Source organism: Streptomyces sp. SBT349, from assembly GCF_001083795.1.
Taxonomy (GTDB): domain Bacteria; phylum Actinomycetota; class Actinomycetes; order Streptomycetales; family Streptomycetaceae; genus Streptomyces.
In genome coordinates this window covers 1-21,529 of sequence record NZ_LAVK01000105.1, presented here as the reverse complement: position 1 = coordinate 21,529, position 21,529 = coordinate 1, and the positions used below count along the sequence as shown (strand labels likewise).

The 21,529-nt window shown below is 71.5% G+C and carries 19 protein-coding genes; 8 read left to right on the top strand and 11 right to left on the bottom strand.

The features are described from left to right. From ADY01_RS15310 to solA, 4 genes are all read left to right on the top strand, one after another. Positions 1-859: sensor histidine kinase (locus tag ADY01_RS15310; protein WP_049572525.1), on the top strand; the 859-nt coding region annotated here is incomplete at its 5' end. Continuing rightward, the gene (locus ADY01_RS15305) at positions 856-1,266 is read left to right on the top strand and encodes a response regulator (RefSeq protein WP_049572518.1); all 411 of its coding nucleotides are present in this window, start codon (positions 856-858) and stop codon (positions 1,264-1,266) included. The genes ADY01_RS15310 and ADY01_RS15305, both read left to right, overlap by 4 nt. 107 nt (positions 1,267-1,373) lie before the next feature. Next, positions 1,374-2,765 (top strand): sodium/glutamate symporter, encoded by a 1,392-nt coding sequence (locus tag ADY01_RS15300; RefSeq protein WP_049572515.1) that lies wholly within the window; start codon positions 1,374-1,376, stop codon positions 2,763-2,765. Between the two features lie 35 nt (positions 2,766-2,800). Next, positions 2,801-3,940: an N-methyl-L-tryptophan oxidase gene (gene solA / locus ADY01_RS15295; protein ID WP_049572512.1), complete on the top strand. Its 1,140-nt coding sequence runs from the start codon at positions 2,801-2,803 to the stop codon at positions 3,938-3,940. A 173-nt stretch (positions 3,941-4,113) separates the two neighbouring features. Here solA and ADY01_RS15290 read toward each other — a convergent pair whose 3' ends face one another. Continuing rightward, positions 4,114-5,022 carry a LysR family transcriptional regulator gene (locus ADY01_RS15290; RefSeq protein ID WP_049572510.1) on the bottom strand — a complete coding sequence of 303 codons (909 nt, stop codon included), beginning with the start codon at positions 5,020-5,022 and terminating at the stop codon, positions 4,114-4,116. A gap of 167 nt (positions 5,023-5,189) precedes the next feature. Between ADY01_RS15290 and ADY01_RS15285 the strand changes: the two genes are divergently transcribed. Continuing rightward, the gene (locus ADY01_RS15285; RefSeq protein ID WP_049572507.1) at positions 5,190-6,524 is read left to right on the top strand and encodes a DUF2252 domain-containing protein; all 1,335 of its coding nucleotides are present in this window, start codon (positions 5,190-5,192) and stop codon (positions 6,522-6,524) included. Positions 6,525-6,960: 436 nt separating this feature from the next. Here the strand turns inward: ADY01_RS15285 and ADY01_RS41285 are convergent, their stop codons facing one another. The 7 genes from ADY01_RS41285 to ADY01_RS15255 all read right to left on the bottom strand — a co-directional run bounded on the left by ADY01_RS41285 (position 6,961) and on the right by ADY01_RS15255 (position 13,410). Continuing rightward, positions 6,961-8,499 (bottom strand): alanine--tRNA ligase-related protein, encoded by a 1,539-nt coding sequence (locus tag ADY01_RS41285; RefSeq protein ID WP_267888435.1) that lies wholly within the window; start codon positions 8,497-8,499, stop codon positions 6,961-6,963. Positions 8,500-8,507: 8 nt separating this feature from the next. Beyond that, entirely contained in the window at positions 8,508-9,611 is a 1,104-nt protein-coding gene (locus tag ADY01_RS40580) for an alanine--tRNA ligase-related protein (protein WP_267888434.1), read from the bottom strand. A gap of 240 nt (positions 9,612-9,851) precedes the next feature. After that, positions 9,852-10,520: an HAD family hydrolase gene (locus ADY01_RS15275; protein ID WP_049572504.1), complete on the bottom strand. Its 669-nt coding sequence runs from the start codon at positions 10,518-10,520 to the stop codon at positions 9,852-9,854. Then, positions 10,514-11,071: an orotate phosphoribosyltransferase gene (locus ADY01_RS15270; protein WP_049572501.1), complete on the bottom strand. Its 558-nt coding sequence runs from the start codon at positions 11,069-11,071 to the stop codon at positions 10,514-10,516. The genes ADY01_RS15275 and ADY01_RS15270 overlap by 7 nt, the downstream gene beginning before the upstream one ends. Beyond that, positions 11,068-11,628, bottom strand: a complete 561-nt coding sequence (locus ADY01_RS15265; protein ID WP_049572498.1) for an LOG family protein — start codon at positions 11,626-11,628, stop codon at positions 11,068-11,070. Before ADY01_RS15265 ends, ADY01_RS15270 begins: the two co-directional genes overlap by 4 nt. Beyond that, positions 11,625-12,521 (bottom strand): nucleotidyltransferase domain-containing protein, encoded by an 897-nt coding sequence (locus tag ADY01_RS15260; protein ID WP_049572495.1) that lies wholly within the window; start codon positions 12,519-12,521, stop codon positions 11,625-11,627. Before ADY01_RS15260 ends, ADY01_RS15265 begins: the two co-directional genes overlap by 4 nt. A gap of 49 nt (positions 12,522-12,570) precedes the next feature. Continuing rightward, complete coding sequence (locus ADY01_RS15255; protein WP_049572492.1) at positions 12,571-13,410, bottom strand: aspartyl/asparaginyl beta-hydroxylase domain-containing protein; 840 nt, start codon at positions 13,408-13,410, stop codon at positions 12,571-12,573. A gap of 348 nt (positions 13,411-13,758) precedes the next feature. Between ADY01_RS15255 and ADY01_RS15250 the strand changes: the two genes are divergently transcribed. Next, a complete protein-coding gene (locus ADY01_RS15250) occupies positions 13,759-14,424 on the top strand; it encodes a hypothetical protein (protein ID WP_049572490.1) in 666 nt (221 codons plus the stop codon). A gap of 30 nt (positions 14,425-14,454) precedes the next feature. Continuing rightward, positions 14,455-15,465 carry a tetratricopeptide repeat protein gene (locus tag ADY01_RS15245; RefSeq protein ID WP_234320241.1) on the top strand — a complete coding sequence of 337 codons (1,011 nt, stop codon included), beginning with the start codon at positions 14,455-14,457 and terminating at the stop codon, positions 15,463-15,465. Positions 15,466-15,535: 70 nt separating this feature from the next. Here ADY01_RS15245 and ADY01_RS15240 read toward each other — a convergent pair whose 3' ends face one another. The 3 genes from ADY01_RS15240 to ADY01_RS15230 all read right to left on the bottom strand — a co-directional run bounded on the left by ADY01_RS15240 (position 15,536) and on the right by ADY01_RS15230 (position 20,372). Beyond that, positions 15,536-15,832 (bottom strand): hypothetical protein, encoded by a 297-nt coding sequence (locus ADY01_RS15240; RefSeq protein WP_049572485.1) that lies wholly within the window; start codon positions 15,830-15,832, stop codon positions 15,536-15,538. A gap of 93 nt (positions 15,833-15,925) precedes the next feature. Then, the gene (locus ADY01_RS15235; RefSeq protein ID WP_234320242.1) at positions 15,926-17,803 is read right to left on the bottom strand and encodes an OmpL47-type beta-barrel domain-containing protein; all 1,878 of its coding nucleotides are present in this window, start codon (positions 17,801-17,803) and stop codon (positions 15,926-15,928) included. 151 nt (positions 17,804-17,954) lie between these two features. Further along, positions 17,955-20,372, bottom strand: a complete 2,418-nt coding sequence (locus ADY01_RS15230) for a ThuA domain-containing protein (protein ID WP_107081736.1) — start codon at positions 20,370-20,372, stop codon at positions 17,955-17,957. 177 nt (positions 20,373-20,549) lie between these two features. On the opposite strand from ADY01_RS15230, the gene ADY01_RS15225 reads away from it, so the two are divergent. After that, on the top strand, positions 20,550-21,529 hold a 980-nt coding region (locus ADY01_RS15225; protein ID WP_049572520.1), incomplete at its 3' end, for a multicopper oxidase domain-containing protein.

Below are 21,529 nucleotides of genomic sequence, written 5' to 3'. Positions count from 1 at the left end.
GCGGGAGTTGGAGATCGCGGTCGCGGAGGGGCGGTTGGAGGATGAGGGGTGGCGTATCCGGCGTGATGGGTCGCGGTTCTGGGCGAATGTGGTCATCACGGCGCTGTTCGACGGTTCGGGCCGGCTGCGGGGCTTCGGCAAGGTCACCCACGACCTGACCGAGCGCCGCAGCGCCGAGCAGGCCATCACCAAGCGCCGCCGCCTGGTCGCCCACCTGGTCGAGGCCCAGGAGATGGAGCGGCGCCGGATCGCCTGGGACGTCCACGACGACTCCCTCCAGTCCATGGTCGCCGTCGGGATGCGCCTCCAACTCCTGGCCGGGCGCCTCCCGCCCGAGCACGCCGCGGCGCTGCACCGGCTCGACGCGACGGTCGGCGAGGCCATCGGCCGCCTGCGCAACCTGATCTTCAGGCTCAGACCGCCCGGCATCGACCGGCACGGGCTGCGCGAGTCCCTCGCCGACTACCTCGACGACGCGGTCACCGACCGGCACCTGAGGTACTCCTTCGCGTACACGCTGCTCAGCGAGCCCCTGCCGGAGACGGCGATCACGATCTTCCGCATCTGCCAGGAGGCGCTGACCAACGTCCACAAGCACGCCAGGGCCACCACGGTCACCCTCTCCCTGGCCCCCGTGGACGGCGGCGTCCTCACCCATGTCACCGACGACGGCATCGGCCTGCCGCGCGTGGCCGGCGCGCAGGACCAGGCGCGCGGCCAGGAGCACTTCGGGATGATCGAGATGCGGGAACGCGCCGAGACCGCGGGCGGCTGGTTCAGGACCCGCGGCACCCCGGGGAAGGGCACCACCGTGGAGTTCTGGCTTCCCGCCGGGGACCGGCCCCCCGGGCCCTCATGACCGGGGGAGCGGGCCGGATCCGCGTGCTGGTCTGCGACGACGACCCCCTGATCCGCGAGGTGCTGTGCGAGGTGATGGCGGAGGAGAGCGACTTCGACGTGGTCGGGGCCGCCCGGGACACCGACGAGGCCATCGCCCTGGCCGCGCGCCGGACCCCCGCCGTGGCGATCCTGGACCTGAGGATGCCGGGTGGCGGCGGGGCCCGCGCCGCCCGGGAGATCCTCGCCCGCTCTCCCGCCACCCGCATTCTCACGTTCTCCGCCTACGGCGAGGCCGGGGCTCTGGAGGAACTGCGGCGCGCGGGCGTCAGCGAGCACCTGGAGAAGGGCGTGCCCAACCACGAGATCGTCGCCGCCGTGCGGCGGCTCGGCGGGCAGGACCGGCGCCCGGATCCCACCCCTCCATAACCCGCGGCGTATGACCCCATTCACCTTTTCGTATGGGCCTTCCCCTGTCCCGGCCAAGAGCGGGCTGATAGAAAGTCCGGCATTGGCGGAAAAGGTGAGGAGCCCGCATGGAGTACACGCCGTGGTCGCTTCTGGGCGACGCAGGACTCATCGCCGCTCTCCTCGTCGTCGGCGCGTTCGCCCGCGCCAGGCTGTCCCTGGTGCAACGCCTCATGCTGCCGTCGAGTGTCATCGCCGGATTCCTCGGCCTCCTGCTCGGCCCCGAGGTTCTCGATCTCCTCCCCTTCTCCGACCAGCTCGGCACGTACTCGTCCGTGCTGATCGTCGTCGTATTCGCCTGCCTCGCGCTCTCCAGCGAATCCGGATTCGGCGCGTTCGGGAAATCCACCGGGAATTTCTCGCTCTATTCGATCGGCATGTACACCGTGCAGGTCGGCCTCGGAGTGGCCTTCGCGCTCATTCTGCTCGGGCCCATCTGGGACACCCCCGACGCGTTCGGCACCATGCTCTTCGCCGGGTGGGCGGGCGGATTCGGCACGGCCGCCGCGCTCGGCTCCGCGTTCGAGGGCGACGGCTGGCAGGAAGCGAGCTCCCTGGGCTTCACCTCCGCCACCCTCGGGATGCTGGTCGGCATCGTCGGCGGCATCGCCGTCACCAACTGGGGCGCGCGGCGCGGGCACGCCAAGGGCGTCGGCCGCTTCGCCGACCTCCCGGAGGATCTGCGCACCGGCCTCATCAGGAACCGGGAGGAGCGCACGGCCACCGGCACGGCGACCACCTCCGCCGTCTCGATCGAGCCGCTGGCCCTCCAGCTCTCCCTGGTGGCGGGCGTCTCGGCCGCCGCCTACGGCATATCCGAGTGGATCGGCGACCTCTGGCCCGACTTTGTGGTCCCGGTCTTCGCCGTCGCGTTCCTCGTGGGCCTGGCGCTCCGGCTGGTGGGCCGCTCCACCCCCGCCTGGGGCTATGTGGACCCCACGACGCTCAGGAGCGTGTCGGGGACCGCCACCGACGTGCTGATCGTCTGCGGCATCGCCTCGATCGTGCCGAGCTTCGTCGCCGACTACGTCACGCCGCTGCTGCTCCTCCTCGCCCTGGGCCTGGCGGTCTGCCTCCTCCTCTTCCTGGTCGTGGCGCCCCGCGTCTTCGAGGCCGACTGGTTCGAGAAGGCGCTGTTCACCTGGGGCTGGGCCACCGGCTCCGTCTCCACCGGCGTCGCCCTGCTGCGCATGAGCGACCCCAAGCTGGAGACCCGCACGCTGGACGAGTTCGGCCTCGCCTATCTCCCGCTGGCGCCGCTGGAGACCCTGACCGTCACGCTCACCCCCACGATCATCGCGGCGGGCGGGGTCTGGGCCCTGGCCGGCGGCTGGACCGCGCTGGGCCTGGTCGCCCTCGCCCTGTCCCTGATCCTCGCCCGCGCCGGGCGCCGCGCCCGCGTCACACCCTCCGCGCCCGCGGCGTCCGCCGCGTCCGTCCCGCGGCAGACCGCCCCATGACGCCCCGCCCCCGCCCACCGAAGGGACCCCGCACCGTGGACGCCGACGTCGCCGTCATCGGCCTGGGAGCCATGGGCTCCATGACCGCGTGGCACCTGGCCCGCGCGGGCGCCTCCGTCCTCGGGTTCGAGCAGTTCGGCCTGGCCCACGACCGGGGCGCCTCCGCCGGGGAGTCCCGGCTCTTCCGCATGGCCTACCACGAGGGCGCCGCCTACGTGCCCCTGCTGCGCCACGCCCGCGAGCTCTGGGGCGAGCTGGGCGCGGCCTCCGGGCTGCCGCTGTTCCACCCCACCGGCTGCCTCTCCCTCGGCCTGCCCGAACTGCCGCCCATGCGGAACGTGCGGCGGTCCGTCGAGGAGCACGGCCTCGACCACGAGATCCTCGACCAGGACCACCTCGCCGCCCGCTACCCCCAGCACCTCGCCCGCCCCGGCGAGATCGGCGTCCTCGACGTGCGGGGCGGGGTGCTCAGGCCCGAGCTCGCCGTCCTCGCCGCCTGTGCGCAGGCCCGGCTCGCCGGCGCGCGGCTGCTGGACCACACACGGGTGGAGAGCGTCCGGCCCGAGGACGACCGGGTGCGGATCACGGCGGGCGGCACGGAGTACACGGCCGGGGCCGTGGTCGTCACCGCCGGTCCCTGGAGCGGGCGCCTCGTTCCCGCGCTCGCGGGGCACCTGACCGTCAGGCCGCTGGTGCTCACCTGGTTCGCGCCGCGCGCCGACGCGGCGGCCTACGCGCCGGAGCGCTTCCCGGCGTTCATCCGCGACACGGACGGGGTGCACCTCTTCGGGGTGCCGATGATGGACGGGATGTCGGTGAAGACCGGCTTCGCCGACGTCTGGGGCGACCTCCCGGGGCCCGACGCGTTCACCCGGGACATCGACGAGGCCAGGCTGCGCCCGCTGGGCGAGGCGGTGGGGCGCTACCTGCCGGGGCTGCACCCGTACCCCGTCCGCCACGCGGTCTACCACGAGGGCTACACGGCCGACCGGACCGCGGTGATCGACCGGGTGCCGGGCCAGGACCGGGTGGTGGTGCTGGCGGGCTTCTCCGGCCACGGCTTCAAGATGGCCCCCGCCTTCGGCCGGATCGCCGCCGAACTGGCCCTGGAACGGGGCACGTCGTTCGACATCGCCCCCATGCGGATCTCCCGCCTGGCGGAGACGGCCCCCTGAACGGGACGGCGTCCGCCGGGGCGCCGAGATCGCCGAGGGGACCGTCGCCCGGCGGAGGAGTTCCGCCAGGTGGTCGCGTCCCCGGCCGCTGCCGGGGGCGCGCCTCAGGTGGGTTCCGGGGCGGGGCGGGCCGGATGCGGCGGTCGCCGGGTGGAGGAGTTCTGGCGGGTGGCTCAGGTGGGTTCCGGTGCGGGGCGGGCCGCGTCGAACGCCTCACGCAGGAGCAGCGCCGCCTCCTGGGGGCCGGTCGCGGGGGTGATCACCGACAGGGAGGTCACGGCGTAGGGCTCGGCCAGCGGGAGGTGGACGACCCCCCGCACCCGGAGCCGCGTCGTCATCTCCGGCACCAGCGCGAGACCGAGACCGCAGGCGACCAGCCCCAGGATCGCCTGGTCGTTGCGGGCCTCCTGGCTGAACCGGGGCGAGAAGCCCGCCCGCATGCACACCGCCACGATCGTGTCGTACGCCACCGGCGCCAGCGACCGGGGGAACCCGACCAGGTCCTCCCCGGCCAGCGCCGCCAGGTCCACCGGGCGGCTTCCGGCCGCCAGCGGATGCCCCTTCGGCGCCGCGCAGCACAGCGGCTCGTCGGCCAGCCGGCGCACCTCCACGCCCGTTCCGTCCCCGGCCGCCGACAGGCGGCAGACCCCGACGTCCAGGTCCCCCGACCGCACCCGTTCCACCTGCTCCCGCTGCCCCAGCTCGTACACCCGCGGCCTGACCCACGGGTGCTCCGCCAGGAAGCCGGGCAGCACGCGCGGCAGCAGGCCGGAGCCGGCCGAGGCGATGGCGCCGATCCGCAGCACCGTCCGCTCCGGGCTCCTGGCCCGCGGGACCAGTTCGGCGATCTCCGCGGCCCGGTCCACCAGGGCCCGCGCCTCGGGGACCAGCAGCCGTCCCGCCGCGGTCAGCCGCAGCCGCCCGCCGGTGCGGTCGAACAGGGCGGCGCCGAGCTGCCGTTCCAGCCGGGTGATGGCCTGGCTGAGCGCGGGCTGCGCCATGTGGACGCTTCGCGCCGCCGCCGTCACGCTCAACTCCTCCGCCACGGCCAGGAAGTACCTCAGCTGTCTCAGCTCCACCATGCGCCCCAGCTTCGTCCATGAGGGCGACGGGCGGGAAGCGGCGCACCGGCCGCCCGCCCACCCTCCCCACCCCGGACGCCGGCCCCCGCGGCGGCGAGTAGTCTCGTCCGCGTGGGGGGCCACGGAAGAGGCCCGGTTCGCACACGCGCCTCAGGAGGCATGTCCCTATGTCGTCCCAGCCATCCGTCCCCGACCGGGCCCAGCGGCGCGGCGAGGAGATCCGCGCCGTCCTGGACACCGCCTTCGGGCAGCTGCTCGCCGCCGACCCGGCCGCCTTCCGCGTCAAGTTCCGCAAGATGGCGGCCTCGGCGTTCGCCTTCTACCGCGGCTCGGCCTGCCTCTTCTACAAGGACCTCGAAACGGCGGGTCCCGACGGCGCCTACCTGGACGACCGCACCTCCCGGGTGTGGATCCACGGCGACCTGCACGCGGAGAACTTCGGCACCTACATGGACGCCCAGGGACGCCTGATCTTCAACGTCAACGACTTCGACGAGGCGTACGTCGGCCCGTTCACCTGGGACCTCAAGCGCTTCGCCGCCTCCGTGGCGCTCATCGGCTACACCAAGGCGCTCAGCGACGAGATGATCAGCGGCCTGGTGCGGTCCTACGCCGCCGCCTACCGCGAGCGGATCCGCGCGCTGGCCGGCGGCGCCAAGGACGACGAGGTGCCGCCGTTCACGCTGGACACCGCGGCCGGGCCCCTGCTGGGCGCGCTGCGCCGGGCGCGGTCCCGCACCCGCTTCGGCCTGCTGGACTCCATGACCGAGGTCCGCGACTGGGAGCGGCGGTTCGCGCCGGGCGGGGGAGCGATCGCGCTGGACGCGGAGGTCCGCGAGAAGGTCCTCGCCGCCTTCCGGGGCTATCTGTCCACGCTGCCCGAGGCCAGCCTGTCGCGGCCCGACTCCTACCGGGTCAAGGACGTGGTCGGCCGCCGGGGCATCGGCATCGGCAGCGCGGGCCTGCCCTCGTTCAACGTCCTGCTGGAGGGCAGCAGCGACGCGCTGGAGAACGACGTGGTGATCTACATGAAGCAGGCCCAGGTGCCCGCCGTCTCCCGGCACATCACCGAGGAGCGCGTCACCGGCTACTTCCAGCACGAGGGCCACCGCACCGTCATCTCGCAGCGCGCGCTCCAGGCGCACGCCGACCAGTGGCTCGGCTGGACCGAGCTGGACGGCGCGGGCCAGCTGGTCGCCGAAGTGTCGCCCTACGCGGTGGACTTCGACTGGTCGGACATCGACGACCCGGCGGAGATCGGCGACGTGGTCGCGGACCTGGGCCGGGCCACCGCCACCATGCACGCGGCGGCCGACGACGAGAGCGGCCACTCGCTGGTGCCGTTCTCCACCGAGTCGGCCATCGACGCGGCGATCGCCGCCGACGAGGACGGCTTCCCCGACCTGCTGGTCGACTTCGCGCACTCCTACGGCGCGCGGGCCAGGACCGACCACCAGATATTCGTCGACCTCTTCAGGAACGGCCGGATCAGCGGCCTGTGACGCGCCACGCGCCGGACACGACGAAGGGCCCGCGGCGGGGCGCGGTTTCCAGCTTTGGGTGCTCTGCATGAGCATGAGGCGCCCGCGTGGGCGGCGACCCGACGCTGGACGCGGACTTCACCCAGCTCCGCGACGAGGACCCGGCCGCCGAGGGCTTCGAGCGGGCCGAACGGCGACCACCGCGCCGCCGCCCGCGCCCAGGAGGCGGCGTTCACCGCCCACGACCGCGCGGACGCGGTGTACTGGGTGAACCGTGGCGTTGTGCGGTCTGGCAAGGTGCCCCGTTCCCGAGTGCCTCATGGAACTGTGATCCGTCTCGACGGTGTGTGGCCATCGGTGTCTCAGAACAAGGAGGCTTGGACGCGAGTCGCTTGAGTGGTGGGCGTGCGGGTCCGCAGACACATGGGCATCAGCGGACCCGCCCTTTTGCTCGATTTCAGTTCTGCCCGACGAATCGACGGGCTGCCTGAGTGGCGACCGTAAGGGCTTGGTCGAGGGCTTCGGGGCGGCGGCCTCCGGCGCTGGCGATCGGGCCGCGGCCCCCGGCTCCGCCTCCGACGACGCGGGCGGCGGCGGTGAGCACCTGGCTGGCCTGGATGCCGTTGCGGTGCAGGCCCTGGGTGACGGCGGCGGCGAGGAGGGCCTTGCCGTCTCGTTCGGTGCCCAGGATGACGACGGCGGGGTCTTCCAGACGGGCGGCCGTCTCCTGGGCGAGCGTGCGCAGTTCGTCTGCTGTGGTGCCGGTGACCGGCCGGGAGACGATCCGTCCGGTCCCGGATCGCCGGGCGGTGTCCGCGAGGTGAGTGGCCTGTTCGCGCAGCTCGACGGCCCTGAGCCGGGTGAGTTCGTCCTGTGCGGTGGCAAGCGCGGCCAGGCGTTTGCGGAGGGCGCCGGGGGCGTCGGTGGGGCGGGTGCCGAGCAGGCTGGCGAGCTCGCCCAACAGGAGCCGTTCGGTGTCCAGGTGGGTAAGGGCGCCGTGGCCGGTGAGTGCTTCGACACGGCGGAGGTTGGCGCCGATGGAAGACTCGCTGAGCAGGCGGAAGGTGCCGACCTGGGAGCCGTGGGCGACGTGGGTGCCGCCGCAGAGTTCGCGGGAGAAGTCGCCGATGTCGACGATGCGGACGGCGTCGCCGTACTTCTCTCCGAACAGGGCGATGGCTCCGGAGGCTTCTGCTTCGTCGCGGTCGGCGTGCCAGGCCCGCACTTCCGGGTCGTCGAGCACGTGACTGTTGACGGCGTGCTCGATCTGGTCAAGCTGGTCGGGGGTGAGGGCGGTGAAGTGCGCGAAGTCGAAGCGGAGCCGATCGGGTTCGACGAGCGAGCCCTGCTGGCGGGCGTGATCGCCCAGAGTGGCCATGACGACGGCGTGCAGGATGTGGGTGGCGGAGTGCGAGCGCATCAGGCCCGCTCGTCGTTCGGCATTCACCTGGGCTTCGCCGGTCGCCCCGGTGCGGAGTTCGCCTTCGAGGACGCGGGCGGTGTGGACGCGGAAGCCTTCCAGCCCGTAGCGGGTGTCGGTGATCCACAGGCGGGTCCCGTCGTGCAGGGTCAGAGTGCCGGTGTCGCCGATCTGGCCGCCGGCCTCGGCATAGAAGGGTGAGCGGTCCAGGACGAGTTCGACGTCGCTGCCCTCGCCGACGCCGGTAGTGACGCCGCCGCCGGAGATCAGTCCGGTGACGGTGGCCTCGGCGGTCAGTTGCTGATAGCCCAGGAACTCGGTTCGCGGCAGGCGGGCGGCCAGCTCGCGGTAGGTGTCCATCGCACGCAGGGCCTCGGCCGTCTTGGCCTTGCCGCTGGCCTTCGCGCGCTTCTTCTGCTGGTCCAGCAGCGCGGCGAAGCGGTCCTCGTCGACGGTCAGCCCCGCCTCGCGGGCCGCCTCGACGGTCAGTTCCAGGGGGAAGCCGTAGGTGTCGGCGAGTTCGAACGCGGTCTCACCGAGCAGGGTGGCCGAACGCGTCTCACGGGTGCGGCTGATCGCGGCGTTCAGCAGCCGGGTGCCCTGGGTGAGGGTACGGCAGAGGACTCCTCCTCCGCGGTGACGACCTGCTCGATCAGGGCCGCCTGTCCGGCAAGTTCGGGCCAGACGTCCCCGAGGTTGGTGATCACGCTGCCCGTGACCTGGGGCAGGACCGGGCCATCGACGCCGAGCAGACGCGCGTGGCGGATCGCCCGGCGCATCAACCGGCGCAGGATGTAGCCACGGCCGTCCTTCGCGGGCAGGACGCCGTCGGCGATAAGGAAGGCGATGGAACGGGCGTGTTCGGTGACGACCTGGAAGGAGACCTTCTCCTCGCCCTCGCTGGGACTTTCCCGGCCAGCGAGGTCCTGGACAGCGGAGAAGGTGGGGGCCAGCAGGTCGGTGGTGCAGACGTTGGGAACGTCCTGGAGGATCGCGGCGAGCCGGTCCAGTCCCAGGCCGGTGTCGATGCTCTTGTTGGCGAGCTCGCCGAGGACGGGGAAGTTACCCTTCTTGTCGCCCTCGCCTCGCTGGAACTGCATGAAGACCAGGTTCCAGATCTCGACGTAGCGTTCGCCGTCGATGGCCGGGCCGCCTTCCTTGCCGAAGGCCGGGCCGCGGTCGTAGTTGACCTCCGAGCAGGGGCCGCAGGGTCCGGGGACGCCCATGGACCAGTAGTTGTCCTCCATCCCGAGCCGCTGAATCCGGGAGGCGGGGACGCCGATGCGGCGCCAGAGGTGCTCGGCCTCGTCGTCCTCGAAGACGGTGATCCAGAGCTTCTCCTTCTCCAACTGGTAGCCCTCGGTGAGGAGTTCCCAGGCGTAGGTGATGGCGTCTTCCTTGAAGTAGTCGCCGAAGGAGAAGTTGCCCATCATCTCGAAGAACGTCGCGTGCCGGTTGGTGCGGCCGACGTTGTCGATGTCGGAGGTGCGGGCGCACTTCTGGATGGATGTCGCTCTGGGGAAGGGGGGCTGGGTCTCGCCGAGGAAGTAGGGCTTGAACTGGTTCATCCCGGCGTTCGCCAGCAGCAGCGTCGGGTCGTCCGGGATCAGCGGGCTGGACGGGACGGGCTGGTGGCCCCGGGAGGTGAAGAAGTGGGTGAAAGTGCTGCGGATCTGCGTCGAGCGCATGGCTGGGTGGCCTCACGGAAGAGTCGCGAAGAGGTTGGTGGGGTGATCACACGCCGAGCCGGGCCGAGAACAGGGACTGAGAGTGTTCTCAGTTCTCCAGCTCGACGCAGATAGCTCGCGCCCCCACGGTGTAAACCATGACTCCAGATCCGTTGATCACGATCGGTGGTGCAGCAGCCCGCCCGGGACCAGGGGGATCTGCTGCACCACCGACTGTAGCGGGTCGGAGTCCATGATCGCTTAACGCGACCGTGCTGTGACTGAGGCTGTGGCCCGGTGATCGAGCAGGCCAGGACCGATCCAGCCCGGGTCGTGCAGCACGACGGCGGCCCCCGCGTCGCGCAGGGCTTGGCCTCCGGCATAGCCCCACCCGGCCCCGATCGGGGTGACCCCGGCGGCGAGGGCGGCCCGCATGTCGCCGGTGCTGTCGCCAAGGAAGACAGCCTCGGCGGGGCTGACGCCGAGGGTGTCCAGGGCGAGCTGGATGCCGTCCGGGGCGGGCTTGGGGGCGGCGTCCTCGCGGCAGACGGTCACGTCCAGCTGCGCGAGCACGGCCGGTGGCAGCAGCCAGGACAGCCGGGACCGGAGCTGGAGGGTGACCAGCCCGGTGGCCGTCCCTTCGTCTCTGAGGGCCATCAGCCCGTCCAGGACGCCGGGGAACAGCTCGGTGCCGGCGGCGGTGGCCAGGGCCGCGTCCCACCAGAGTTCACAGAGTTGGTCCGGGTGCGGGACGCCGAGCCCGGCCAGCACCTCGACCCGCGGCGTGGTCGCCGCGTCGGGTGGGAGATCGGCCGGGGTGATGCGGCGGCCCAGGGAAGCGGTGGCGACGCCGGCCAGGGTCGCCAGCACCGCGTCCCGGCTGTCCAGCAGCACTCCGTCCATGTCGAACAGCACCGCCCGCCTCACCATAGCCCCTCCTTCGCGGTGGGGAGGTCGGTCTCGGTCAGCAGCGGCGTCAGGGTGACGCCGCGGTCAGCCAGGAGAGTCCGGCCGCCCAGCGGCCGTTCCAGGACGCAGAGCGCGTCGGCGACGCGGGCTCCGGCGATCCGCAGCGTGCGGGTCATGGCCAGCAGCTGCCCGCCGGAGCGGACCACGTCGTCGACCAGCACCACCCTCCTCCCGTCCACCGGGGTGCCTTCGATCTGCTGCTGGGAGCCGTAGGACTTGGGCAGCCGCCGCAGGAACGCGGCGGGCAGGCCGGTCGCGGCGGACAGGGCGACCACGAGGGGGACGCCGCCCAGCTCGATGCCGGCCAGCACCTCGCTGCCGTCGGGGACCAGGGGAGCCATGGCGTCGGCGACGTCGTGCAGCAGCTGCGGGTCGGCCGCCAGCCGGTACTCGTCGAAGTAGGAGTCCAGCACCTGGCCGTCCGGCAGCGTGAACCGGCCGGTCACGCAAGCGGTGTGGGCCAGCCGACCCGCCAACGATGCCGTCGCCTCCGCCTCGGCGGGGGCGGTCATGACCCGGCTCCCGTGGGAGCGAGGCGGGCCAGTTCAGTGGCCAGTGCCTGCGTGGAGTCGACCGGGTGGATGAACGCCGGTGACCTGGTGGGGGTCTCGGCGAGCCACTTCTCCCGCTTGAGGAAGGCCAGCAACCTCGGGGCCTTCTCCCCGGCGACGAAGACCGGGACGGGCCGCAGGGCCGTCCCCATGTAGAGGGCGGCGGCCAGCTCGTGCAGGACGCCGACGCCGCCGCCCATCGCGACGATCAGCTCGGCGTCGTCGAGGTAGTGGTTCAGCCGCGAGCCCAGGTCCGGGAGGTGGACCGCGTCGGTGATGTGCGGGTTGAACTCGCCCCACTCAGCGTGCTTGTCCTGCCCGAGCGTGACCGCGACGACCCGGCCCCCGTTGGCGGCGGCCCCGCGGGCAGCGGCCTCCATCAGCCCGTTGTAGCCGCCGTGCAGCAGCGTGAATCCCCGGCCTGCCAGCAGGGCGCCGATCTCCTCGGCCATGCGTTCCTCGCCGGGCGACGCGGGGATCACCCCGCCGAAGAACACCGCCTTCCGCTCGGTCGTCATGCCAGCTCCAGGTAGGTGCGGTAGGCGGTCAGCGCGTCCCGCAGGCTGTCCAGGGCGGTGGGGCAGGCCCGCTCGGCCAGGTCGATCACCCGGTCCAGGGCGGCGTCGACGTCGGCGCCGTCCGGGACGGCGGGCCCCATGATCGCCTTCTCCAGGTCGGCCAGGGATTCCCGCCCGATCGGGGTGAGCGCGATCTCTTCTGCCAGCCGATACCAGCCCCAGAAGCGAGAGGCGGGGGCGAGCGCGGCCTTGATGAGGTCCTTGGTGGCGGTGTGCAGCAGGTGCCACTCGGAGTAGGCGACGAACCGCTGGCCGCGGCGGATGCGCTTGTGCAGCAGCACCGCCAGGACCAGATGCTCGATCAGCAGCTCGGTGCAGGACTTCGGCCGTGCGGTGTGCTCGGCGATGAACTCCTCGGCCCGGCGGATCTCCGGTGGCATGACCGAGGGGGCGGGGCAGTCCAGGAGGCTGGCGGTCGAGATCTGGCGGCGGAGGGCGGGGACCTTCGACGCGGGGGCGAGGTAGAGGTCGGTCTGCTGGAGCTTGCCGTCGTGCGGCAGGAGGAACACCCTCCCGATGCCGCCGAGGTCGGCGACGATGGTGTCCCGCCAGCCGGGCAGCAGGGCCCCGGCCTCGATCGACATCAGGTCGTCCAGGGCCGTGAGGTAGGCGGGCAGGTGGGCGTCGTGGACACCGACGACGAAGTCGATGTCGGAGAGGCGGTCGGCGGTGCCGGAGGCCAGCGACCCTCGGACCAGGAGGTGGGTGACGGCCGGGGAGGCGGCCAGGATCTCGGCGATGCGGGTGACCAGCGGAAGCTGGGCCGGGCGGTTGGCCTCGGCCAGCTCGGCCAGGACCAGTCGGTCGGTGGCCGGGGTGAGCGCGGCGGGCATGACGTGACTCCTTAAGGAGCGAGCGAGCGGATCCGAGTCGAGCCGGCGGTCAGGAGGTGAGGGCCAGCAGCTTGGTCTTGGCCTGGGTCCAGCGGTCGGCGGCCTCGGCGTCGCCGAGGGCGGTGTGCAGCTGGGTGATCAGGTCGTAGGCGGTGCCCTCGGGCAGGGAGAAGGAGTAGATCAGCCGCAGCAGCAGCCGCTCGGCCGCCGCGGTGTGCCCGAGGTCGGCCAGGCGCCGGGCGGCGGCCAGCTCGTCCGCCAGCCGGGCCTTCGGGGCGGCCGGCAGTGGCTGAGCGGTGGAGGCGGGCAGGTGGGCCCGCTCGGCCAGGGCCCGGTAGGCGTCGTCCGCGTAGACGTCCGCGATCAGGTGGATGCGGTCCGGGCCCAGCAGGTTGCAGACGCCGTGGGCGTAGGTGGGGGTCAGCTGCCAGATCCGCCCGGCCGTCATGTGGATCTTCACGCCGCCGGTGACCAGGAACGCGGTCGCGTTGGTGTGCAGCGGGATGTGGAGGCGGTGCCGTTCGGTGGAGGTGAGTTCGTCGTAGTCGCGGTGTTCCCAGAGGAAGGCGTTCGGCTCCAGCCGGGCCAGCCGCACCCACATGTAGGAAAGACCCATGCTCGCCAGCAGCTCGGCGGTGACCGGCATGTGGTCCAGCAGGCCGGTGGGCCTGGCGGTGCAGTCGCCGATCGTCACATCCGCGGCGTCGCCGGAGGCGTTCATCAGCGAGGTCGTCCACCAGCCGCCGGACTGGTAGGCCCCGTACTCGGCCTTCCAGGGCGCCGGGACTGTCAGGGCTTCGTGCCGCATCCGCTCGACCACCTGCGGGTCCAGCCGGCCGAGCTGGGCGACCTGGCCCGAGACGTCGGCGGGTGAGCGCTGTTCGTCCATCCCATCTCCCTTTCCGAGGGCTCCCGAGCGAGTCGGGGGCCGCGTGAAACGGTGGAAGGCGCGACGCGCCCGGCCGGATGCCCCTCGGCCCCGCCGATGGGGCGGGCCGAGGCCGTCGTCACCGGGGTCCGTCGGCCGGACACGGCGCCTGCAAACAGCCTGGTGGCGCGGGGTCTTCGCCGGTAGTGAGAGCTTCCCGCCCCGAGTGGGCGGGCGTCTCGCCCGCAGTGGGCGGCGAAGCCGCCCTTGTGGGTGAAGGTTTGACATCGCTATGGGCCAGGCAGGGACCTTTCGGTAGCGTGACCTGCCGCATCAGCCCGTCTTGTCCGTCCGCCTCGTGGGGAGGCGATGGTGACCGTCACCGGCCAGAAACGAACCGAACCGGTCCACGACGTCTCCTGTGCCCGGAAACTGCGAGAACGCCTCCTCGCCCAGACCCGGCCTGACGAGCCTTTTCCGCCTGCCATCGCGGCGGTGATCGCCGCCGAGATCGGGACCCATTGCGGTCACCAGCGTCTCAAATGCCGTCGTCTGGCGGCCGGGTGGACCGTCGCCCAGGCCGTGCGGGCCGCCCACGACCTCGTCGAGCGCGAAGGACTGGAGAAGGTCGGGCTGACCGAACGGTCATGGAAGGACTGGGAAGCCGGCCACCAGCCCAGCGCGTTTTACCAGGACCTGCTGTGCCGCCTGTTCACCACCGGCCCGGTCCAGCTCGGCTTCGCCACCGACTACTCCCCCCGCCCCGACGCCACTGCCGGCGACGGGGTCCGGGACGTTGCCCATGCCGAGGGCGATGAGCGTTCTGTGTCGGGGCAGTTGATCGTGCTGGCCGAATCCGGAGTCGGCCGGCTATTCCCCTTCGCCGAGGGGACCGGTCAGACCGGGAGCCTGGCCGGCGGCCTGTCCTCTTCGTTCCTCTCCCGCCCACCGGGGACCCGCGAGGCCGGGCAGATCCCGGCTTGGGACGCAGGTCAGCCGGCGTCTGGCGATACCGTGGCGTCGGTGGTCCGGTGAGGAGAGTGGGACGTGGAGCGTCGGCAGTTCATGGCAGCCTCCAGTGCGTATGCGTTGAGCGTTCTCGCGCTGCCTGACCTGGATGACATCACCCGCCGCACCGCCGCGGCCCGGACCGGTTCGGCGTCGGTGAGCGTCGGCCATGGAGAAGTCGCCGCGGTGCGGCAGATGACCAAGGTCCTCGGGGACGCTGCCGCCGAACTCGGCGGCGGGCATGCCCGCCACCTGGTCGTGCGCTATCTCACCGAGGACGTCGCCCCCTGGCTGAACGGCAGCTTCACCGAACCAGTCGGCCGCGACCTGTTCGCGGCCGTCTCCCAACTGGTGCATCTGGCCGGGTGGATGGCCGGGGACGAGGGCAACCAGGGCCTCGCCCAGCGCTATTACGCCCACTCATACCGGCTCGCGGCCGAAGCTGGGGACGCGGAGCTGTCCGCGACCGCCCTGCGGGGCATGGCCGTCCAGGCCATCGACCACGGCCACCGCGCCGCCGCCGTCCGCCTGTCAGAGGAGTGCGTGCGGCATGCCCGCAACCTCGACGACCCCAGGGCCCTGGCTTATTACAAGACCACGCTGGCCAACGCCGCCGCCTTCGACGGCGACCGCCGCACCGCCACGTCCGCGCTGGCCGCCGCCCAGACCGCCATCGAACGATCCCCGGCCACCCCGGGCGAGTCCTGGGCCGGGCACTACTCGGCGGGCCGGTGGGCGCACGAGTCCGGGATGATCCTCGCCCGCCTCGGGGACCTCGACGCCGCCGAGGACCATCTCCATCACGCTCTGGATATCCACGGGCTGGACCGGCGCCGGACCCGCGCGATCGTCCTGGCCGACCTCGGCCAGATCCATCTCCAGCGCGACGACATCGGCGCAGCCGTGGCCACCTGGCACGACTTCCTCGACTGCGCGGACGGCATCCGCTCGGTCAAGGTCCACGACGCCGTCCAGGAGATGCGGGCCCGCCTCGACCGCCTTGGCGGCATCGCCGGTATTGACGAGCTGAGCGAACGGGCCGCCTTGCTGAACACAGTCCTCAGGTAGCCGAGACGGTCGGTTCCCGCTGACAACAATCGCGCCCTCGCTGAGATCGCCGCGACATCTTCCGAACCACTCATCCCGGCGAATGACGCGGCGTAGGGACGCTCGACGGCGGGCGCTCCGCCGACGGAAGGGCGCTCACGCTCCCGCCAGCCTGCCGCAACTGTTCGACGAGGCGGGCGGTCTCGGCTTCCCACTCGGCGTTGCGTAAGGCGAGTACCTGTATCTGGTTGGCGTAGGTGGTCAGGGTGTCCTCCAGCTCGCGGGTCTCAGCGGCATGCCGGCTGCGAAGCATGCGCTCCGCCTTCTTCAGCCGATACCTCCGCCCGTAGTTCCTCATGTTCCGGACGGCGAGTGTGCGGCGCTTCATGGTTCTCCTTCACCGACCGCACGGCGAAGGGCCCGCCGCGGGTGCGGCGGGCCCTTCCCCTGGTGCTTGCGCTGCTTGCGGTGCTCGCGGCGCCTACAGTTCCCTGATCCTGACGTCGGAGAAGGTGATCACATCGGACGTGCCATGGGTCTGGAGCCCGATGTAGCCGGTCTCGTTCTGCCGCCCGTCGGTGCCCGGGTCGTCCGCGCGCGGCGGGGAGAACAGCTGCCCCGGCGCGTTGTCGAACTCGTTGATCAGCAGGCCGTTGCGGTAGACCGAGTAGTGCTGGTCGACCACGCGGATCTCGTAGTCGTTCCAGACGCCCGTCGGGGTCGGCATGGACGCGCCGCGGTTGACCAGGTCGAAGCCGTAGACCGAGCCCGTCTTGTACTGGTCGCCGCCCCTGTTGTCCGAGATCTGGATCTCGTGGCCGTACTTGATGGCCACCCACTCGGGCCGTGACTCCTCCGGGTGGCCGTGCACCCTCGGGAAGCCGACGAAGACGCCGCTGTTCGCGGTGCCGCCCGCCGTGTCGTCGCGGAACTTGAGCCTGAGCACGAAGTCCCCGTACTGCGCCTCGGGGAACCAGAGCATGCCCATGCCCTCGACCTCGGTGCTGCTGGTGATGGAGCCGTCCTCGTTCAGCTCGAACGCCCCTCCGCCCACGTGGCCCCACCGGTCGAGGGACTGCGCGGTGCCGTCGAGGATCCGCTCGTAGCCCGCCTGGTTGCCGGGCTCGCCGACGTCGGAACGGTCCGCCGCCCGCCGGATCTTGCGCCTGCCCTCCTGGTCGATGACGCCGTCGGCGACCAGGTCCGCGGTCACCTCCGCGACATGGGTCAGGAAGGAGCCGTTGGACGACCAGCCGCGCTCGTCCTCGATCATCTCGTTGACGGTGCAGCCCTCGGGGTTGGTGCGGTTGGGCACCTGGGTGAGCACGTCCCCGACCACGACGAGCGGACGGTCGTCGGCCTCCGGGCAGTCCGCCGGCGGCGGGTCGTCCGGGTCCTCGCCGCCGTCCTGGACGACGGTGAAGCTGGCCGTGCCCGCCTCCGAGGAGTTGCCCGCGTTGTCGGTGGCCCGGTAGCTCACCGAGTGGTCGCCGACGCTGTGCACCATGACGGGCTCGGTGTACGGCGCGAACTCGCCGCCGTTCACCGCGTATTCGATGCCCGCGACGCCGGAGTCCGCGTCGGTCGCCTCCAGGGTGACCGTCGCCATGGTGAGGTAGTCGCCGGCTTCGTTCTGCTCGCCGTCGACGGTGGCGGTCACCTCGGGTGGGGTGGTGTCGTCGCCCGAGGGCTCGACCACGGCGACCGTGGTCGTCTGGTCCTCCGACACGTTGCCCGCCACGTCCGTCGCCCGGTAGACGACGGAGTGCTCGCCGACGGTGTTGAGGACGATCGGCGCCTCGTACGGGGCGAACTCGCCGCCGTCCACGGCGTATTCGATCGCCTCGACGCCCGAGCCCTCGTCGGTGGCCTCCAGGGCCACCGAGGCGGAGCCGACGTAGTCGCCGGCCTCGTTCTGCTCGCCGTCCACGGTGGCGGTCACCTCGGGCGGGGTGGTGTCCTCACCGCCGCCGTCCTCGGTGACGACCAGTTCGCCCTGCATCGAGCCATGGCCGGGGATGGCGCAGAAGAAGCGGTAGGTGCCGGGGGTCAGCGTCGCCGTGACCTCCCACCGCCCGCCGTTCGCGTCATTCGGGTTGGCCATGAGGTTCACGTTGACGTCGTTGTTGTAGTCCGGGTCGGACGTGTCGAACGTCAGCGTGTGCGGCATCGACGTGGTGTTGCCGGTGGCCGCGCTGTTCTCGAAGACGATCGTGGTCTCGCCCGCCACGGCCGTGGTCGGCTGGGTCTTGTAGCGGGTGATGTCGTTGTCCGCTGTCCAGGTCAGAGTCTGGGCCGCCGCGGCGGACGGGTCGCCGCCGCGGGGCTCCTGGGCCTGGGCGGCCGGGATGGCCGCCATCGTGAGTGCCGCCAGGCACATGGTGACCACGAGGGCCACCAGGCGCCGGGTGGAGGACACTCCGCGCAGATGTCGCGGATGCCGGGGACCGCCCCCGAGAACACCGCCGTGCGTCATTGCTGATTACACCCTTTCTGCGTTGCTGCCGGTACTACCGGGCCAGTTCCGCGGCCGCGGGTGTGGGGGGTCCGCCCTGGTAGGTGACCCGCCACAGCGCGGACTGGGAGTCGGCTGTGAAGAAGCCGCGGCCGTAGTCCAGGACGTACATCGAGCCGTCGGGCGCGAACTTCCAGTCCATGAGGTTGCGGATGCCGCCCTCACCGACCGGGATGATCTCGTCCAGGCTCTCGGCGTGCACCGGGAGACCGCCGCTGCCCGCGTTGCTGGGGTCCATCACCACGGCGTGGCGCGGCTGGTCGGCGTCGTAGAAGTCGCCGACGAACCACTTGCCGTCCCAGTAGGCGGGCCATGCGACCGTGCTCTCGCTGTCCTCGTCATAGCGGTAGAGCGGCCCGTTCATCGTCGCCTGACCGCCACCGGTGAGCCAGGGCAGCAGGAACGTCTGGTCGTCCATCTGGTAGCTGGGGATGCCGTTCTCGTCGCGGGGGTAGTCCGGCGCCCCGCCCTGCGGCGAGTACCAGATGTTGTTCCCCGTGACCGGCGGGAGCTCCACCAGGCCGTCGTTGTTGGGGGATTCGTTCCTCGGCGCGTCGCAGTCGTACCAGTCGAGCGGCTGCGTCGGGTCGGGGAGGTTGCGGTCGCGGTACGGCTGGGCGTTGCCCATGCAGTACGGCCAACCACGGTTGCCCGCCTCGGTGATGACGGCGAACGTGTCGTACTTCGCCGGGCCCCAGGTGGTGCTGGGCTCGCCCGCGTCGGGGCCGACCCAGCCCGCGTAGAGCCAGTCGGTCTCCGGATCCACCGCGATGCGCGCCGGGTTGCGCACGCCCATCACATAGATCTCGGCCCGGGTCTTGCCGCCGCCCTCCTCCTCGCCGGTGAAGAGGTTGCCCTCCGGGACGGTGTACGTCCCGTCGTCCTCCGGGTGGATCCGCAGGATCTTGCCGTTGAGGTTGTTGGTGTTGCCCGCGGTGCGGCGGGCGTCGGCGAACGAGACGCCCCCGTAGTTCGGCTCCGGGTTGTTGCCCGAGTAACCGTCGCTGAACTGCGAGGAGTTGTTGTCCCCGGTGGCGATGTACAGGTTGCCCTCGGAGTCGAAGTCCATCCCGCCGCCGGCGTGGCAGCAGCTGTGGATCTGCACCGGCCAGGACAGCAGGACCGCCTCGGAGGCGAGGTCGAGCCGGCCGGATTCGGGGTCGAACGTGAAGCGGGAGACGCGGCGTTCGGCCATCCGCGCCTCGCGGTCGATCTCCGAGTGGGGGGTCCAGTGCAGGTAGATCCAGTTGTTCTCGGCGAAGTTCGGGTCGAGGACGATGCCGAGCAGGCCCTCCTCGTTCTTCACCAGCTCGTCGCCACCGCCCTTGTTGCCGAACACCTCCAGGGTGGCGGCGAGGGAGACCTCCTCGGTGGCCGGGTCGTAGACGTGGACCGTGCCGGGGCCGAGGCCGACCGCCGGGTCGTTCCAGTCCGTGACCACGGGGGCGCTGCCCCACTGCCCGCCGCGGCCGATGTAGAAGACGCGGCCGTCGTCGGCGATGTCGAGCCCGTGCGGTTCGCCGATCTGGTCCAGAGCCTCCGGCTGGTTGGGCTCCGTCAGCCGCTCGGCGGCGTAGTTCTCCGTGATGGTCGCCTGGCAGTCGGCGCGCGCCAGGCGGCTGGTCCACAGCAGGGCGCCGCGCAGGTGCTTCCGGAAGTTCTCCTCCGTGAAGCTGGCCTCCGTACCGCCCATGCCCGTGTAGAACGAGCGCCCTCCGTCGTAGTCCCGGCACCAGGAGATGGGGTGGTCCCAGCCCTCGGCGCCCGCGCCCGGCTCGTAGCTGCGCTCGCGCACCCGGGCCACGGTGTGGACGTCGCCGGTGGGGTTGGTCTCCCAGTCGAACCAGACGTCGTTGCGGGTCCACTCCAGGGGAAGGTCCGCGGTCGCCGGGTTGGCCCGGTCCCCGACCTCCACCACGGCCGGCTGGGCCTCGCCGGGGCTGCCCGCGTCGGGGCGGGAGCCGATGAGGCCGGTGAACCACTCCGACTCCGGCTGGGCGTTGGCCGCGTCGTGCACGCCGAGGAAGCCGCCCCCCGAGCGCACGTAGTTCTGGAGAGCCGACTCCTGATCCGCGTTCAGCACGGCCCCGCTCGCGGACAGGAAGACGACGGCGTTGTACACGTTCAGTTCGGTGGGGGTGAAGACAGCCGGGTCGTCCGTCGACTCGACCGCGAACTGCTCGGCATCGGCGCCGCCGGCGCCGATGGCCTCGATGGCCTCGACGCCGGCCTGCGTTCTCTCCTCGGGCGCGTCGGCGCCGTGGAAGACCAGCACCCGAGCGTTCTGACTCCCGGGCAGCTGGCCCGCCCGGGGCTGGTTCGCCGCGTCGTTCTGCGCGGCGGCCGGGGCGGTCCCCAGCAAGGTGATCGTCATGGTTACAGCAAGCGCCCATACCTGTGGCTTGCGGCCCATAGCTCGCGCGCCCCTCTCAGGTGACAGCAGCAACGCCCATGGAAGCTAGACCTCTTTTGCTGAGCAGCCAATGGCTATGACCGAAAACAGGGAAACTTTGTCCTGAGGGTGGGCAAACTCTTGGCGTGGTCATACCATGAGCCGCCGTCAGAGCGTTGACCAAGGAAGGCGCAGCACATGCGACGACCAGCCTTCTCCCGACGATCATTCACAGGCGGCGCCGCCGCGGCGGCCCTCGCTCCGGTGGGCCTGACGGCGGCCATTGCACACGCTTCGGCCCAGGGGGCCACGAACGCGCCGGCTCGCGCCGAGGTCCGGCGGTTCACCCTCTACGCCGAGGAGATGCCCAACGGGCAGATGGGCTACGGCCTGGAGCCGGGCCAGGCGTCCATACCCGGGCCACTGCTGGAGATGTACGAAGGGGACACACTCCAGATCGATCTCGTCAACACCATGGATGTGGCCGTGAGCCTTCATGTCCACGGCGTCGACTACGCGATCGACAGCGACGGCACCCGCCTGACCAACAGCATCGTGGAACCGGGGGAGTCGAGACTGTACACCTGGAACACCCATGCCCCCGGCGTCCGCCGCGACGGGACCCTGAGGCCCGGCAGCGCGGGCTACTGGCACTACCACGACCACGTGGTGGGCACCGACCACGGCACCGGCGGCCTCCAGAAGGGGCTCTACGGACCGCTGGTGGTCCGGCGCAGGGGCGATGTCCTGCCGGACAAGCAGTTCACGATCGTCTTCAACGACATGACGATCAACAACCTGCCGCAGGGGCCCGACTTCACCGCCAAGCTCGGCGAGCGCTGCGAGATCATCATGATCACGCACGGCGAGCTCTACCACACCTTCCACATGCACGGTCACCGCTGGGCCGACAACCGCACCGGGCTCCTCGCCGACGAGAACGACCCGAGCCGGATCATCGACAACAAGATCTGCGGCCCGGCCGACTCGTTCGGCTTCCAGGTGATCGCGGGCGAGAACGTGGGCCCCGGGCACTGGATGTACCACTGCCACGTCCAGAGCCACTCGGACATGGGCATGGCGGGCCTCTTCACCGTCACCAACGAGGACGGCACCGTCCCCGGCCCCCCACCCCCTCTTTTATTCACATCTGATGCTTCCGCAGCAGAGGCGAATGT

Coding starts and splice junctions, on each gene's coding strand:
- ADY01_RS15235 (WP_234320242.1), bottom strand. CDS start 17,803: ATGGCGGCCATCCCGGCCGCCCAGGCCCAGGAGCCCCGCGGCGGCGAC.
- ADY01_RS15245 (WP_234320241.1), top strand. CDS start 14,455: ATGGCAGCCTCCAGTGCGTATGCGTTGAGCGTTCTCGCGCTGCCTGAC.
- ADY01_RS15300 (WP_049572515.1), top strand. CDS start 1,374: ATGGAGTACACGCCGTGGTCGCTTCTGGGCGACGCAGGACTCATCGCC.
- ADY01_RS15230 (WP_107081736.1), bottom strand. CDS start 20,372: ATGGGCCGCAAGCCACAGGTATGGGCGCTTGCTGTAACCATGACGATC.
- ADY01_RS15285 (WP_049572507.1), top strand. CDS start 5,190: ATGTCGTCCCAGCCATCCGTCCCCGACCGGGCCCAGCGGCGCGGCGAG.
- ADY01_RS15275 (WP_049572504.1), bottom strand. CDS start 10,520: ATGGTGAGGCGGGCGGTGCTGTTCGACATGGACGGAGTGCTGCTGGAC.
- ADY01_RS15305 (WP_049572518.1), top strand. CDS start 856: ATGACCGGGGGAGCGGGCCGGATCCGCGTGCTGGTCTGCGACGACGAC.
- ADY01_RS15265 (WP_049572498.1), bottom strand. CDS start 11,628: ATGACGACCGAGCGGAAGGCGGTGTTCTTCGGCGGGGTGATCCCCGCG.
- ADY01_RS15260 (WP_049572495.1), bottom strand. CDS start 12,521: ATGCCCGCCGCGCTCACCCCGGCCACCGACCGACTGGTCCTGGCCGAG.
- ADY01_RS15290 (WP_049572510.1), bottom strand. CDS start 5,022: ATGGTGGAGCTGAGACAGCTGAGGTACTTCCTGGCCGTGGCGGAGGAG.
- ADY01_RS40580 (WP_267888434.1), bottom strand. CDS start 9,611: ATGCGCTCGACGCAGATCCGCAGCACTTTCACCCACTTCTTCACCTCC.
- ADY01_RS15255 (WP_049572492.1), bottom strand. CDS start 13,410: ATGGACGAACAGCGCTCACCCGCCGACGTCTCGGGCCAGGTCGCCCAG.
- ADY01_RS15270 (WP_049572501.1), bottom strand. CDS start 11,071: ATGACCGCCCCCGCCGAGGCGGAGGCGACGGCATCGTTGGCGGGTCGG.
- ADY01_RS15240 (WP_049572485.1), bottom strand. CDS start 15,832: ATGAAGCGCCGCACACTCGCCGTCCGGAACATGAGGAACTACGGGCGG.
- ADY01_RS15250 (WP_049572490.1), top strand. CDS start 13,759: ATGGTGACCGTCACCGGCCAGAAACGAACCGAACCGGTCCACGACGTC.